Source organism: Parabacteroides timonensis (genome assembly GCF_900128505.1).
GTDB lineage: Bacteria > Bacteroidota > Bacteroidia > Bacteroidales > Tannerellaceae > Parabacteroides > Parabacteroides timonensis.
This window is the reverse complement of record NZ_LT669941.1, coordinates 1,181,510-1,196,867: the sequence shown is the minus strand read 5'-3', so window position 1 is coordinate 1,196,867 and position 15,358 is coordinate 1,181,510. Positions and strand designations below refer to the sequence as shown.

Genomic DNA, 15,358 nt, shown 5'->3' with positions numbered 1-15,358 from the left:
TCGTCTTTTTAACCGTATCTTTACCTAATATGAAACGATAATAGATGAAACTATCCAAGGAACGGATAGAATTACACATTGGTTTTGAGCAGAGTGGTAATAAAAACAAAATAATAATGACAGATTTTCCAATAATTAAAACTAATAGACTCCTACTTAGACAGTTTATAAAAAGCGATGTCGAAAATGTATACAAAGGACTATCTCATTCTGATGTTATTAAATATTATGGAATCAGTTTTGATAGTTTGGAAGCGACCGAAGAACAAATGAATTGGTTTGCAGACCTTGTAAGAAACAAAACAGGAATTTGGTGGGCGATTTGTTCGTCAGACAATACCACTTTTTACGGTGCAGGCGGTCTTAACGGTTTATCGAAAGAACATAAGAAGGCCGAAATTGGATTTTGGTTATTGCCTGACTTTTGGGGACAGGGAATAATGCAGGAAGCCTTTCCTTTGATATGTAATTTCGGCTTTAAAAAGCTGAATTTGCATAGAATCGAAGGATTTGTGGATACGGAAAATTCAAACTGTATAAAATCATTAAAGATGCTTGACTTTACTTATGAAGGAACAATGAAAGAATGTGAAATCAAGAATGGTAAGTATATAAGCATTGATATTTACGCAAAATTAAATGAAAAGTGATCTAGTAAAGTCTGACTCTCCAACCGCTGTCCTGGCTTCAGGGGTGGGTGAAGTATATGCTTGAGAGTTATCAATGTATTAATTTATGGGGATTTTGAAATAAAGCACTAATTTTATGCCGAGTCATTTGACAGTACAGCACTGTAAAATTACAATCGCTTAAGTCAAATCGATAAAACATAAAACAATAAATCTTGGAGGACATAAATGAATAGTGATTATAAAGTTGGTGATTTAATTTATGATGCAAATATTTATGATGGCATGAATACCGGTCTGACTGATTTGCAATTTTATAAACGGTGGCTGCTGAAAGGTAAGGATACCCGAATACTCGAACTTTGTTGCGGCACAGGCAGACTTACTGTTCCAATAGCACAGGACGGGTATGATATTACCGGGGTTGATTATACTTCTTCAATGCTTGACCAGGCAAAGATTAAAGCATCCGAAGCAGGATTGGAAATTCCTTTTATTGAAGCAGATATCAGGACTTTGAATTTACAGGAAAAATACGACCTTATTTTTATTCCATTTAATTCAATCCATCATTTATATAAAAATGAAGATTTATTTAAGGCATTCAGTGTCGTTAAAAATCATCTCAAAGACGGAGGTTTATTTCTGTTGGATTGCTTTAATCCGAATATTCGTTATATCGTAGAAGGCGAAAAAGAACCGATGGAAATTGCTGCTTATACAACAGACGATGGAAGAGAAGTATTGATAAAGCAGACAATGCGATATGAAAATACGACTCAGATCAATCGAATCGAATGGCATTACTTTATTAATGGCAAGTTCAATTCGATTCAAAATCTGGATATGAGAATGTTTTTTCCGCAAGAATTGGATTCATATTTGGAATGGAACGGTTTTAATATTATTCACAAATACGGAGGATTTGACGGGGAAGCATTTAATGATGATTCGGAGAAACAGATATTTGTTTGCCGGTGTTAGTATAGTCTGGGGATCCTTGTGCGATCATTAAAAATGATTACTTTTACCACTTATTTTCACAATAATAATATGTCACGAGAGAAAATCTTGATAAGAACTTCATGGGTAAGTACGATAGGCAACGCGATACTGTCCGTATCCAAAATTGTTGTCGGCTTGTTGTCGGGGAGTTTGGCTGTAATAGGAGATGGTATTGATTCGGCAACCGACGTGGTTATATCTGTTGTCATGATCTTTACGGCACGTTTGATGAACAGGCCGCCTTCCAAGAAGTATGTGTTCGGTTATGAGAAAGCGGAGAGCATTGCTACAAAGGTGCTTTCGTTGGTGATCTTTTATGCAGGCGCACAGATGTTGGTATCGTCGGTTGAAAGTATCTTTTCGGATGAAACGAAAGAGATTCCATCGGCTATTGCCATCTATGTTACGGTCTTTTCTATTGTCGGTAAACTTTTGTTGTCTACTTACCAATATAAACAAGGAAAGAAAATCAACAGTTCCATGCTGATCGCGAATGCTGTCAATATGCGTAATGATGTGGTTATTTCATGCGGCGTCCTGTTGGGGTTGATATTTACATTTATATTTAAGTTGCCTATACTCGACTCGATCACAGGGTTGGTGATCAGCCTCTTTATCATCAAATCGTCTATCGGTATCTTTATGGATTCCAATGTCGAACTGATGGATGGAGTGAAAGATGTCAACGTATATAATAAGATATTTGAAGCTGTGGAGAAAGTTCCCGGTGCAGGTAATCCGCATCGTGTCCGGTCGAGAATGGTAGGTAATCTGTATCTGATTACGCTTGATATAGAAGTAGATCCGCAAATGACTTTAATGCGTGCCCATGAGATTGCCGATGAAGTAGAGAAGAGTATAGAAGACTCGATAGACAATGTATATGATATTTTAGTCCATGTGGAGCCTGCCGGAAAATGTCAGACGGATGAGAAATTTGGTATCGACAGAGATATGGTGAAACAGTAAATATTTTAGATACAGGTATAAATCAGGGGTGCAGCAATAATCAATACGTCTGTATAACTATTAGGTATTTAGATAGATACGTTTGGTCATTGCGTTGATGATTATTAACAGTAAATGTTTTGCCACGTTTAAACGATCGTTTAAGTTTGCTTAAACAATCGTTTAAATTAGTATGGTGAAAAAGCAATCGACATCGGATGTAAGTGACCGGATACTGAATGTAGCCCGTGACTTATTTATTAAAAATGGCTATGCCGGAACCAGTATCCGCGATATAGCGGCAGCTTCAGGTACTAATGTTGCCCACATAAAATATTATTTTGAGTCGAAGTATAATCTTTTCGAGATAATATTCGACGAAGCATTTGAAATTCTCTTTAAACGTGTTTCCGCAACTTTGACATCGGATATGCCATTCTACGATATGGTAGAAGCATGGATAAGCACCTATTATGAGATATTGTCCGAATATCCTCAGATTCCTATTTTTATCCTGAATGAAGTCAATCAGAGTCCCGATACTTTGATCAGGAAATTGCTGGAACGTGATCCTCTGGCAATATTTACAAGATTGTCCGAAAGGATAGCTGAGGAAGTGAAAAAGGGAACGATAAAGGATATTCCGGCAATCGATCTGGGTTTAAATATCTTGTCGTTATGTGTGTTTCCGTTTATGTTCAGAGGATTGGCCATCCGGGTGGCAGACAGGTCGGAAAGTGAGTATAACGAAATACTGGCGGAACATAAGAAGCGTGTGATTGATTTGATCTTTAGCGGGTTGAGACCATAAGTTTCTACCTGCTACATATATATAATACCAGGGTAACCACTAATAATATAACCCTCAATTTAGATTATCGTATAGATTTATTATAATCGTTTTAATATGAAACCAAATACTGTTTGTAGTATCGGGATCGATGTCGGTTCCACTACATTGAAAGTTGTTGTTTTGAATGACCGGAATGAAATCATTTACAAAGTTTACAGACGTCATAAGGCTGATTTTAATACCTTATTTATTGAAGAACTGAATACTGTCACTTCCCGATTCCCTGATTGCCGGTTTACGATAGCCATTACGGGATCGGCTGGCATGGGGATATCCGAACGGACAGGGATTCCTTTTGTTCAGGAAGTCGTTGCATCTATAGAAGTAGTAGATAAAGAATATCCGGATACACATACGCTGATAGATCTGGGTGGTGAAGATGCCAAAATGGTATTCTTTAAAGATGGAAGACAGCCGGATATCCGTATGAACGGAAGCTGTGCCGGTGGAACGGGAGCTTTTATCGACCAGATGGCCGACCTGATGAATATTCCTGTCGAAGAACTGGGGCGTCAGGCGCTGAAGTATGAAAAGTTATACCCGGTAGCTTCCCGTTGCGGTGTATTTGCGAAAACGGACGTACAGAATCTTATATCGCGCAATGTGCCGGTTCCCGATATATCCATGTCGATCTTGCGGACTGTCGCCGTGCAAAGTGTGACTACGCTTGCTCGGGGATGTGATATACAACCGAAGATACTTTGTATAGGCGGTCCGCTGACGTTTATCCCTGCATTACGAGACTCTTTTGTCGAACTACTGAACCTGGATGAAGCAGATCTGATCGTCCCGGCAAACAGTGAGTATTTTCCGGCATGGGGAACAGCCCTTTATAACCGGGAGGGAGAGACTATCGAAGACATATCCTTGCTGATACAAAAGCTGGGAATAAAGGATCATAAACGGAAAGATGTATTGCCTGCTTTATTCGCGAATGAGGAGGAATATCAGTCCTGGAAAGAGAACCGGAAGATAAAACCTTTAAAGCGGGCAGAACTCGGTTCGAAGAAAAATATCGAATGCTTTCTGGGTATCGACTCCGGTTCCACGACGACCAAGATACTGATTATGGATACGGACGGTGATATCGTTTATACGTTCTATGGCACCAACCAGGGAAATTCCTTGAGGAAGGTGATCGAGGGACTGAACGGATTTTATCAGGAAGCCAAAAACAAAGGAGTTACATTCCGCTTTATCTCATCTGCGGCGACAGGCTACGGGGAAGACCTGATTAAGTCGGCATTAAATCTCGATTACGGGATCGTAGAAACGATGGCGCACTTATCCGGTGCACAATATGTAGACCCGGAAGTCTCCTTCGTACTGGACATTGGCGGACAGGATATGAAATCCATATTCACCCGCAACGGGGTCATATCGAATATCGAACTGAATGAAGCCTGTTCATCCGGTTGCGGCTCTTTCCTTCAGAACTTTGCGGCAACCATGAATATGGGGCTTTCAGAGTTCACGAAAGCTGCCTGCCTGGCAGAATATCCCAGTGACCTGGGATCACGCTGTACTGTTTTTATGAATTCGAAGGTGAAACAGTCATTGCGTGAAAATGCCGCATTAGGCGATATTGCAGCCGGTTTGGCTTATTCGGTCATCAAGAACTGTCTGTTCAAGGTGCTGAAAATCACGAACCTCAACCTTTTGGGAGAACATATCGTGGTGCAGGGCGGAACGTTCCGCAACGATGCCGTTTACCGTGCGCTCGAACTCCTGTCCGGCAAATCGGTCAGTACCACCGACTATCCCGAACTGATGGGAGCGTTAGGAGCTGCTTTATATGCCCGGAAGATGTGGCAGGCTGATAAGAAGCCGACGTTGTTTACCGGAGAGGAAGTATTGCCGGATGTAAATACGGTGGATACAAAAGAATTGCAATGTAAAGGATGTACGAACAAATGTTCGATCCTTCGTTTCCGGTTTGATAACGGGAATATTTGTTATGCAGGAAATAAATGCGAGAAAGTATTCTTTAGCAAAGCTACGGCTGCGGAGAAAGGCTATAACGCATTTGACAGAAAGAATGAGATCCTTTTTGCCCGTAGTAGCGAAAAGCAGACGTCTGTATCCGGTTTGCGGATCGGTATTCCGCGGGTGCTGAATATGTTTGAGAATTATCCTTTCTGGCATACCTTGCTTACCGAATGTGATTTGGAAGTGGTATTGTCTTCCGAGTCTACAACGGCTCTTTACCAGAAAGGAGTAGGAAGTGTGATGTCTGACAACATCTGTTTTCCGGCCAAGTTGGTGCACGGGCATATCCTGGCATTGGCAGAGCAAAAGGTCGACCGTATTTTCTATCCGATGATCGTGAAGGAAGAAAAAGAGTTCGACTCATCGGTCAATTCATACAATTGCCCGGTCGTGAGCGGTTATCCGGATGTGATCCGGAGCTCTATGGAACCGGAGGAAAAGTTCGGTATTCCGTTCGACAAACCTGTCGTTACCTTTAGTAATGACAAAGCACTGGAGAAAGCCTGTTTTACTTATCTCTCTTCTTTGGGCGTATCGGAGGTTGTTTTTAGAAAAGCCTTTGTGAAAGCGCTAAAAGAACGCAATGAAACGAAAGATGCTTTGCGGGATAAACAAAAAGCTTTGTTCGACCAGGCGGTCAGAGAGAATAAGCTGGTATTCGTGGTAGTGGGCAGACCTTATCATACAGACCCGCTGATCCATCAGAAGGTAGGGCAGATCCTTTCGGATATGGGAGTATATGTGTTCACCGACGATATTTTCCGTCATAAGGAAAGTAAAGGGTTCGGTAAACTGAATATCGTCTCGCAATGGTCTTACCCTAACCGGGTCGTACAAGCAGCCATGGAAGTCGCCAAACTTCCCCAGAACGTGCAATTGGTGCAACTGAACTCTTTCGGCTGTGGTCCCGACTCTTTCTTTATGGATGAAACCGGGGAAATATTGAAGCAAGCAGGCAAGAACCATACGATCTTACGTATCGACGAAATAGCCAGTCCAGGTTCTGTCCGGTTGCGTATGCGTTCCCTGATCGAGTCTTTGAAGGTGATAATACCTGATCCGGTAACAGGAACGAAGACATTCCAGAGCTATGATGTTGCCTATAAGAAAGAGGACAGGCAAAAGACAATACTCGCTCCCTGGTTTGCCGATTTTATCTCGCCTTTCATTCCGGCTCTCGGAGAACTGGCTGGTTATAAGATCGTCAATCTGCCAAAGACCAATACGGTTTCAGCGGAGGCCGGACTTGTCTACGGGCATAATGAAGTCTGTTATCCTTCCACATTGATTTTGGGAGATATTATCACGGCGTTACAATCGGGTAAATATGACCTGGATGATGTTGTGGTTGCCATTACGCAAACAGGCGGTCAGTGCCGGGCTACGAACTATCTGGCACAGATCAAATCCGGTTTGATGAATGCGGGATTTTCCAATATTCCGGTGTTGGTGTTTGCTGCCGGAGAGGTTTTCCAGAATGATCAGAAGGCGTTTAAACTGCCGGTTCTTAAATTGATGGATATTGTCGTTTATATGCTTCTCTATGCGGATGCATTGCAGCAGATGTATAGCAGTACGATCATCCGGGAAAAGAAGAAAGGGGAGACGCAGCATCTGTTTGATTTCTATATCGACAGGGGAGTGGAGGCAATCCGCAGGAACGATCATAAAGCGTTGCTTTCCTTGTTGGAACAGGCTGTGGCCGACTTTAACGGAGTTGACATCTACGACCGTGAGTTTACGAAGATCGGCTTGGTAGGGGAGATCTATGTGAAATACAATAATTACGGACAGGCTCATATCACCGAATGGCTTCGTTCCCGGAATATGGAAGTGGTCACGCCTCCTATCATCGATTTCGTGATGCAGTATTTCGTAAATTCCCAGGCCAACGTAAAGAATGGTTTGCAGAAGGATAATCTCTTTAAGCATTGCCTGAGTCCTATATTCTGGAAATATATGAATGACAAGATCAGGAAGGTGGAAGGAATCGTGAAGAGTTATCGTTTTCATGTGCCGTCCAAATCAATATATGTAAAGGCAAAATATGCTTCGGAGATATTGGATTTGTCCAATCAGTTCGGTGAAGGTTGGTTGATAGCCGGAGAGGTGGCCAGCTATGCCCGTCAGGGGATAAAGAGGGTTGTCTGTATTCAGCCGTTCGGTTGCATAGCCAATCATATTGTAGCGAAAGGTATCGAGAAACGGTTGAGGAAGTTCTATCCGGAGATGAACCTGCTGTATCTGGATGTCGATGGCGGTATGGCGGAGGTGAATTTACAGAACAGGTTACATTTCCTGATGAATGATTAAGGGCGATATAAGTAATACAGAATTATAAAATTTCAGATATGAAACCTGTTTTTCATGTTATAGACAAAACAAGTTGGGAAAGGAGCGTTCATTTTGATTATTACTATTCACAAATAAAGTGCAAGTATAATCTAAATGCCAATCTCGATATTACCAATCTTGTAACAAAGCAAAAGGGAAAGAATATAAAATTCTTTCCCACAATGTTATACGTTATTATGAGGGCTGTCAATCAGAACAAAGAATTTCGTATGAGCTTTAACGAAAAAGGAGAATTAGGTTATTGGGACGAGGTTGTTCCATGTTATACTATTTTCCATGATGCGGATAAAACATTTACAGATATATGGAGTGAATACAATGCTGACTTTGAGATATTCTATAAGACCGTTTCTGAGGATATGCAGAAGTATAAGGATATAACAGGAGTGATAAAGGCCCGTCCCGGCCAACCGAAGAATTTTTGTTCGGTATCTTGCAAACTTATAAATGATATTCAGGAGATAGCTATGGAAGTGGCTTCGTGCATGAAATGAAAATTTCTGCAAAAAAACTGTTGTAATATTTGCATAATAAAAAACAACCCCCTATCTTTGCACCCGCATTACAGAAGTAACGCACAGGATGATTCGCTAGCTCAGCAGGTAGAGCACATCCCTTTTAAGGATGGGGTCCTGGGTTCGAACCCCAGGCGGATCACTGAAAACAAAAGAAAAATCAAGCAAATCCCTGATAATCAGACATTATCAGGGATTTATTTTTTCTGGCAGGTAGCAGAAAAAAGCCGTTTCAAGCATATTATCGGTGGATAAATCGTGGGACTAAAATTTAGTTCAAAAAAGTCCCATGAATTTGCATCTTTCTCACTGATTCATAGTCTTTTGCATAGACTTACTTTGGAAGAGAATACATAGTTTTGTAACTTTAAAAACGATGTAAAAATGGCTCGAAAATCATTTTCTGTATTGTTCTTCATCAAGAAAGGCAAATTATTAAAGAACGGAGAAGCACCCGTGTGCATGAGAATCACCGTAAACGGCTGTATAGTAGATATTTCTATCAAAAGAAGTTGTCCCGTAAACCTATGGAATCAGGCAAAAGAGAATTCAAAAGGCAAAGACCGCATGTCGGTGGAACTGAACCACTACTTAGAAATCACACGTTCCCACGTACACCAAATTTATAGAGAACTGGAAACTTCCGGTAAGGTTATCACTGTTGATCTTGTTAGAAAACTGTATTATGGTGTGGACGAAGATAACAAAACGCTATTGCAGGTATTCAGAGAGCATAATGAACAAAGCCGTAAGCTGATTGGAAAAGACTTTGTAAGTAAGACCGTCCAGCGGTATGAAACCACTACCCGATATTTAGAAAAATTCATTAAGAAAGAATATCAATTACCGGATATTGCCCTGAATAACTTGGAAGCCAACTTCATTTCTAAGTTCGATGCTTTTTTGAAGATTGAAAAAGGTTGTGCGCAGAACTCCGCTATCACCCGATTGAAAAATTTGAAGAAGATTATCCGCATTGCTTTGGAAAACGACTGGATAAAGAAAGATCCGTTTGCTTACTATCGCTTCAAACTGGAAGAAACAGATCCTGAATTTCTGACAATGGACGAGATTAAAATCATTCTCGCTAAAGAGTTCACAATTAAACGAGTAGAACAGGTACGTGACGTTTTTGTCTTTTGCATTTTTACTGGCTTGGCGTTCAGCGATGTGAAAGATTTATCACCCGAACACTTGGTAAAAGACAACAAAGGGGAACTTTGGATAAGGAAGAACCGCCAAAAGACCAAAATCATGTGTAACATTCCTGTGTTACCTGTGGCAGCTTCCATACTTGATCAATATAAGGATGTGGCAGAGTGTACCGGAAAACTTTTACCTGTATTGTGTAATCAACGCATGAACAGTTATTTGAAGGAAATTGCCGATGTGTGCGGAATTCATAAAAATCTTAGCACTCATACCACCCGTCATAGCTATGCCACAAGCATTTGCCTTGCAAATGGCGTGAGTATGGAGAATGTTGCTAAGATGTTAGGTCATGCAGATACAAGCGTAACAAAACACTATGCAAGGGTATTGGATCAGAATATTTTCAAGGATATGCAAAAAGTAAATAGCTGCCTGTCGGAATTGGCTATATAATAAAGATAGTAGCTAATATTGAAAAAGGATTGGGAAGAATGAATTTCATTTTCTCAATCCTTTTCTTTTATAGTAAGTTTTCCAGAACTCAATATGAAGCATTGACAAAGGTAAGTTCCGTATTTAGCCTGTTCAAGTCCGAGCCTTCAGTTTGAATAAAAATCTTCCTCTCCATTTCATTCCAAGCGTATTTTTATCCAAAGACTTGCGCAGACTAAATACTTCACTGGAAAAGTCAACGATTCAAATTAAATTCCGAAAAACAATGTTTTAGGCTTGGCAGGTTACTCTTTCCAACTTTCAAAGTAGTGCTTTTGGAGCAGTTTATCAATATCACTCTGACGGTAGATGATTTTACCTTTTATCTGGATAAAGGGGATTAGACCTGTATCTCGCCATTCTTGCAGGGTTCGCAAACTGACATTCAGTTTCTTGGAAACTTCATTGTTAGAAAGAAAGCGCTCCCCGTTCAGGTGGGGCTTGTAATGCTTGACTATAGATTCAATACCGTTCAGCATCGAATCAAGCGAAGAAATAAACTCTTTAATTTGCGGGGTATCTTTATTTATTAATTCCATGATTGAAAGATTGTTTTATTGAAATATTGATTTCAAGATGGCTAGATGGCTGGTTAGTTACGCAGATAATCACCCAGTGATGAAATGCTAAGTACATCTTTTGCCGGATCACAATCTATATAGAGCCGTTTGGATGCAACAGTAATAAAATACTGGCTACCATCTTGCTGTATCTCATAAGTAGCGAGCGAAGCCTGTTTGGTGGTTTCCGATACATATATAATAGAAAGAAGATACTCTTTATCGTTCCGGTAGATGATAACCGTAGGATTCAGATTAACGCTTTCCCATGTGCCGACAATAGAAAACAGGTTGAAGGACGGGTAATCTTCTTTAGTTCTTTTCATAAGACGTGGTTTGTTTGGATGATTGATTTTGTGTTTCACTGTCCGCAATAATTCTTTCAATATCGGAAGACTTATAATAAATCTTGCTGCCGATTTGTGAATAAGCCAGCCGTCCACTGCTTCGGTAATATTGCAGCGTTCGCTTACTAAAGCCTAACAACAGGCACACTTCCTGACTATCCTGCCAGTTTTCTACTTTCTGGGTATGAGTGCTGCACAAACTTTCTATTCGTTTGGCAAACTCGGTGAACCGTTCGCAGACATACGAAAAGGTTCTCTTTTCAATGGTTACTACTTCCATACTTTCTCTTTTAAATGGTTTATAAAACGTGTTGATTCTATTTTCATCGGCAAATGAAAGAAGAATCAAGAGACGTTTTAAAAACTGTCTGGAAGTGGTGGAATTTGACTATTGCTGGCTTCTTATTGAAATAAGAAAACAGATAAGTAGTATATATGTTATCGTTGAAATATATTAGATTAAGAATAGATACGCATCATATTGTCTTATTACTTTTTCTGAAACTTGAAGGACTACAGCCTTTGTTTTTTCTAAAAAATTTACTCAAATGGCTTTCATCGGTAAATCCTAGTTCTTCGGCAATCTCATTTATTCTCATTTGACTATGTAACAATCTGCTTTCGACCAATTTTAGTTTATAGCTTAATATGTATTGCTGCATTGTTTCGTTGGTATGCTTTTTTATATAACGTCCCAAGTAACTTTCAGATATACCAAAATGCTGACTGATTTCTTTTGCTCTAATTTTACCTGTTTGATAGATATTTGCTTGGATATATTGAAGAATATCGAGAGACTTATCATCTGAACATTCATCGACTTGTTGAGGTAAAAACATAGCTATATTTCTTGCCACAACAATAATTATAGTATTTATCAACTGTGTGATAATCTCTTTACTATACAGATTCCTATTTACATACTCGCGAATAATTGCTTCAATCATTGGTTTCACTAATAGCTTATCCACCTTATTTCTAAGGATGCAACCCGGTTGATGATTTGCATGTTGCAAAATAAATTCTAATCTCTGGATATTCTCTGAACCAAATATGGCTGAATGTATATAGATGTCATTAAACTTGATGTTAATGAATTTTGTAGTTGTGTGAATCTCAAAGGAATGAGAATCATTTGGAGTTATCAAGAACAAGTGTCCATCATGATATGGGAACATACTATTGTTAATCCATTGAATACCTGTTCCTGTTAAGATGTAGACTAGTTCAAAAAAAGTATGCTCATGCTCAGTTAATAACGATTCATTATGCTCGTTAAAGCTGATCTCAAATGGTTGATGAAGATTTTCTTTTTTCATACCTCAAATATAACACATAAAGCGGAATTATACCAATATAGCGAAAACATATACCTATATTTGAAATAAAATAGGTATAACTTTGCCATAAATCAAAATTAGATTACTTATGAACTTTTTAGAACTATCAAAACAACGTTATTCAGCAAGAAACTATTCTTCTGATATGATTGAGCAAGAAAAACTCGACTACATTTTAGAATGTGCCCGTTTTGCTCCTTCTGCTGTAAACTATCAACCTTGGCACTTTTTTGTCGTAAAAAGTAATAAACCAAAACTACTGATTCAACAATCTTATCCACGTGAATGGTTTACCGAAGCTCCACTCTATATTGTAGTTTGTGCTGACAATTCAATATCTTGGGTGAGAAAATCAGACAATAAGAACCATGCAGATATTGATGCAGCAATAGCGACTGAACATATTTGTTTAGCCGCAGCAGAACAAGGATTAGGTAGCTGCTGGGTATGTAATTTCGATCCTGATATGGTAAAGGATAATCTTCATTTATCTCCCAATATGTACCCTGTGGCAATTATTTCATTAGGTTATGTAAAACAACCACCTGAAAAATCATCTAAACGAAAAGATATAACCGAAATAGTTTCAATCTTATAAACGTAACAATTATGAAAACAGAAATGGAAAAATGTCTGGCTGGTGAATGGTATGATTGTCATAACCAAGTTTTCTTGGATTTAAAAAACCGAACACATAAGTTATTGATGAAATATAATTCATTACCTTATGAGGATAAAGAAGAAAAACACAGCTTGCTAAAAAAGATGCTAGGTAGTATCGGAATGAAAGTTTCGGTTGCCAGTCCATTTATTTGTGATTATGGCTGCAATATACATATAGGGGATAATGTTACTGTAAATACTGGTTGTACCTTTGTGGATTGTAATAAAATCACTATCGGAAGTAATGTTCTTATTGCCCCTAATGTTCAGCTTTATACAGCAACTCACCCTATTGATTTAGATGAACGGCTAGCGCCTGTTGAAACAGAAGATGGAATAAAACGAGTTCGCCGCACTTACGCTTTGCCTATTACAATTGAGGATGGATGCTGGATTGGTGAAGGTGTAATAATCCTTCCCGGAATAACAATTGGGTACGGTAGTGTAATTGGAGCAGGTAGTGTTGTTACAAAAGATATTCCGGCAAATAGTTTAGCCGTTGGAAATCCATGTAAAGTGATACGTCAAATCAATCAAACTAAGAAACTATGATAAAATTGGTCGCTTTTGATTTGGATGGTACAATTGCCGATACAATCCCAATGTGTATCGAAGCCTTTAAGCAGGCAGTATCTCCCTATGCATCAAAAATATTGTCAGAAGATGATATTGTGAAAACATTCGGACTTAATGAAGAGGGAATGATTAAAGAGGTCGTTTCAGAAGATTGGGAAAAAGCTCTGATTGATTTTTATGTGAAATACAAAGAAATGCACACAGTCTACATTCAACCATTTGCAGGGATAAGAGAATTGATAACAGAATTGAAGAAGAACTCAATTATTGTATCTTTAATAACAGGTAAAGGTCAAAGGAGTTGTGATATTACGCTTCACCATTTTGAAATGGAAGCTCTTTTTGATAGTATTTCAATCGGATCGCCAGATAGAAACACAAAAGCGGAATCAATGACGGAATTAATGTCAAAATATAATATCCAACCAGCAGAAATGGTATATGTTGGAGATGAATTTTCCGATATTACCGCTTGTAGTAAAGTTGGAATACAATGCTTATCTGCTGCATGGATAGCCTCACTCTCAAAAATGAAGAAATTAGAAAAGGAAAATCAAGGATATGTGTTTAGTTCTATCAAATCACTTCATTCTTTTCTAAAGAAAGAAGCTCATTTAGTTTAGATTCATATTCGTAGATTGATTTTAGTATTTTCTGGCATAATGGATATTTATTGGTAATATAAAAGCATGAAATCAGACGTTAAGTCTTTCTATATAATACTTACCATTAAAATTATGCTTATGAATGTATTGTTAAACATGAGGATGTTCGGACTATTCTCTGAAACCTCACAAGAAGTAACTAATAATGAAATGCAAGAAGCCTATGGCGAATTTGTTGAACAGATTAGAACTATAAGTAATGGAAATGATTATTCAACTACTTATCGAATTCTTGCAGCTACCCGTATCGAGATAGCTTTACTTGAAACAATACCTCTTTACGGGCAGGGGGAAAAATGCGCTTAAAAAGCTGTTCATACAAAAGGTACAGGCTACTATTACCGCAGAAATGGAACTGCTGAATCTAAAAATTCAGTACCCCAGCCAATTTCAAAATAGAATAAGCAGCCTTCCACCTTCACCACTCTATTTGACCGACAATACCAACCTAGTTGAAATCATGGAGTTGATTAGTGGACTATTCCTATCACAAAGAGTAGTAACCCATGCCGGAACAAAATCACCATTAACAGAAATTGGGAGAGCATTTGAACACCTCTTTAATATCAAATTAGGAGATGTTCACAAGAAACACGAAAGCGTCATAAAGCGCAAGCCATCTAAAGTAACTGAATTTTTAGATACACTTCGCAAAGCTATTGCCGAAGAAAGTAAAAAGAAAGGCTATCTATAAATCAAGAACTTACCAACAATTGTTAGGGGAGTAGATATACTACACCCCTAACTTATTTGCATCCATTTACCGTACTTTGCTTCATCAATCGATTGAGAACAATAATGTTAAACTAAAAAATGAAGCAAAATGTATATAGACAACGAAAACTTCGAGAAGTGGATGGAAAAGCTATCCAAAAAGCTCACCGTAATCGGACAAGATTTGAAATCTCTTATCAATACTGATACAGTACTAGATGATAATGAGAAGATTCTTGATAATCAGGATTTAGCTTTTCTCCTGAAAGTATCTTTCCGAACTCTTCAACGCTACAGAGTAAATAATCAACTTCCTTATTTCACTATCGGAAAGAAAACCTATTATCGGGCTGTAGATATTCGAGCTTTTGTTCGTGAACGTGCCGATTCTCAAACCTACAAACGGTTTGAAAAAGACAATCAGTTGACAAATCAGCCCTGATAGCAAAACGCAGTAGAGGGAAGAAGCCTGTGTGCGGGTTATTTCTTTGTGTTGTCACCTCGATTTAACAGAAACTGCTTCACCTATCGGTTCAGCCCGTTTCGCTAAATCGA

At 38.8% G+C, this 15,358-nt stretch carries 17 protein-coding genes and 1 tRNA gene; 14 read left to right on the top strand and 4 right to left on the bottom strand.

All coding sequences use genetic code 11. The features are described from left to right. Positions 1–44 precede the first annotated feature (44 nt). From BQ7394_RS12465 to BQ7394_RS12430, 8 genes are all read left to right on the top strand, one after another. Positions 45–650: a GNAT family N-acetyltransferase gene (locus BQ7394_RS12465; protein ID WP_210436533.1), complete on the top strand. Its 606-nt coding sequence runs from the start codon at positions 45–47 to the stop codon at positions 648–650. Positions 651–857: 207 nt separating this feature from the next. Continuing rightward, positions 858–1,613 carry a class I SAM-dependent methyltransferase gene (locus BQ7394_RS12460; RefSeq protein WP_075557732.1) on the top strand — a complete coding sequence of 252 codons (756 nt, stop codon included), beginning with the start codon at positions 858–860 and terminating at the stop codon, positions 1,611–1,613. Positions 1,614–1,682: 69 nt separating this feature from the next. Beyond that, positions 1,683–2,603 (top strand): cation diffusion facilitator family transporter, encoded by a 921-nt coding sequence (locus BQ7394_RS12455; protein WP_075557731.1) that lies wholly within the window; start codon positions 1,683–1,685, stop codon positions 2,601–2,603. A 172-nt stretch (positions 2,604–2,775) separates the two neighbouring features. Then, the gene (locus BQ7394_RS12450) at positions 2,776–3,393 is read left to right on the top strand and encodes a TetR/AcrR family transcriptional regulator (RefSeq protein WP_075557730.1); all 618 of its coding nucleotides are present in this window, start codon (positions 2,776–2,778) and stop codon (positions 3,391–3,393) included. A 96-nt stretch (positions 3,394–3,489) separates the two neighbouring features. After that, positions 3,490–7,737: an acyl-CoA dehydratase activase-related protein gene (locus BQ7394_RS12445; RefSeq protein WP_075557729.1), complete on the top strand. Its 4,248-nt coding sequence runs from the start codon at positions 3,490–3,492 to the stop codon at positions 7,735–7,737. A 38-nt stretch (positions 7,738–7,775) separates the two neighbouring features. Beyond that, positions 7,776–8,273, top strand: a complete 498-nt coding sequence (locus BQ7394_RS12440; protein ID WP_075557728.1) for a CatA-like O-acetyltransferase — start codon at positions 7,776–7,778, stop codon at positions 8,271–8,273. A gap of 90 nt (positions 8,274–8,363) precedes the next feature. Further along, positions 8,364–8,436 (top strand) — tRNA-Lys (locus BQ7394_RS12435). Between the two features lie 242 nt (positions 8,437–8,678). Further along, entirely contained in the window at positions 8,679–9,899 is a 1,221-nt protein-coding gene (locus BQ7394_RS12430; protein ID WP_075557727.1) for a site-specific integrase, read from the top strand. Positions 9,900–10,183: 284 nt separating this feature from the next. On the opposite strand, the gene BQ7394_RS12425 is transcribed toward BQ7394_RS12430, so the two are convergent. The 4 genes from BQ7394_RS12425 to BQ7394_RS12410 all read right to left on the bottom strand — a co-directional run bounded on the left by BQ7394_RS12425 (position 10,184) and on the right by BQ7394_RS12410 (position 12,164). Then, positions 10,184–10,477: a helix-turn-helix domain-containing protein gene (locus BQ7394_RS12425; protein WP_005778546.1), complete on the bottom strand. Its 294-nt coding sequence runs from the start codon at positions 10,475–10,477 to the stop codon at positions 10,184–10,186. 53 nt (positions 10,478–10,530) lie between these two features. Further along, complete coding sequence (locus BQ7394_RS12420) at positions 10,531–10,824, bottom strand: DUF3876 domain-containing protein (protein WP_075557726.1); 294 nt, start codon at positions 10,822–10,824, stop codon at positions 10,531–10,533. Continuing rightward, entirely contained in the window at positions 10,811–11,125 is a 315-nt protein-coding gene (locus BQ7394_RS12415; protein ID WP_010535366.1) for a helix-turn-helix domain-containing protein, read from the bottom strand. Before BQ7394_RS12415 ends, BQ7394_RS12420 begins: the two co-directional genes overlap by 14 nt. Before the next feature lie 196 nt (positions 11,126–11,321). Further along, positions 11,322–12,164, bottom strand: coding sequence for a helix-turn-helix domain-containing protein (locus tag BQ7394_RS12410; RefSeq protein ID WP_046452707.1), 843 nt, complete (start codon positions 12,162–12,164; stop codon positions 11,322–11,324). A 109-nt stretch (positions 12,165–12,273) separates the two neighbouring features. Between BQ7394_RS12410 and BQ7394_RS12405 the strand changes: the two genes are divergently transcribed. The 6 genes from BQ7394_RS12405 (at position 12,274) to BQ7394_RS12380 (ending at position 15,245) form a co-directional block, all read left to right on the top strand. Beyond that, positions 12,274–12,783, top strand: coding sequence for a nitroreductase family protein (locus BQ7394_RS12405; protein WP_075557725.1), 510 nt, complete (start codon positions 12,274–12,276; stop codon positions 12,781–12,783). 11 nt (positions 12,784–12,794) lie between these two features. Then, positions 12,795–13,400: a sugar O-acetyltransferase gene (locus tag BQ7394_RS12400; RefSeq protein ID WP_075557724.1), complete on the top strand. Its 606-nt coding sequence runs from the start codon at positions 12,795–12,797 to the stop codon at positions 13,398–13,400. Further along, positions 13,397–14,047 (top strand): HAD family hydrolase, encoded by a 651-nt coding sequence (locus BQ7394_RS12395; protein ID WP_032536112.1) that lies wholly within the window; start codon positions 13,397–13,399, stop codon positions 14,045–14,047. Before BQ7394_RS12400 ends, BQ7394_RS12395 begins: the two co-directional genes overlap by 4 nt. 120 nt (positions 14,048–14,167) lie before the next feature. Continuing rightward, a complete protein-coding gene (locus BQ7394_RS12390) occupies positions 14,168–14,395 on the top strand; it encodes a hypothetical protein (RefSeq protein WP_173664699.1) in 228 nt (75 codons plus the stop codon). A 43-nt stretch (positions 14,396–14,438) separates the two neighbouring features. Continuing rightward, positions 14,439–14,783, top strand: a complete 345-nt coding sequence (locus BQ7394_RS12385) for an RteC domain-containing protein (protein ID WP_046452704.1) — start codon at positions 14,439–14,441, stop codon at positions 14,781–14,783. Positions 14,784–14,912: 129 nt separating this feature from the next. Beyond that, positions 14,913–15,245, top strand: coding sequence for a helix-turn-helix domain-containing protein (locus BQ7394_RS12380; RefSeq protein WP_075557723.1), 333 nt, complete (start codon positions 14,913–14,915; stop codon positions 15,243–15,245). Positions 15,246–15,358 lie beyond the last annotated feature (113 nt).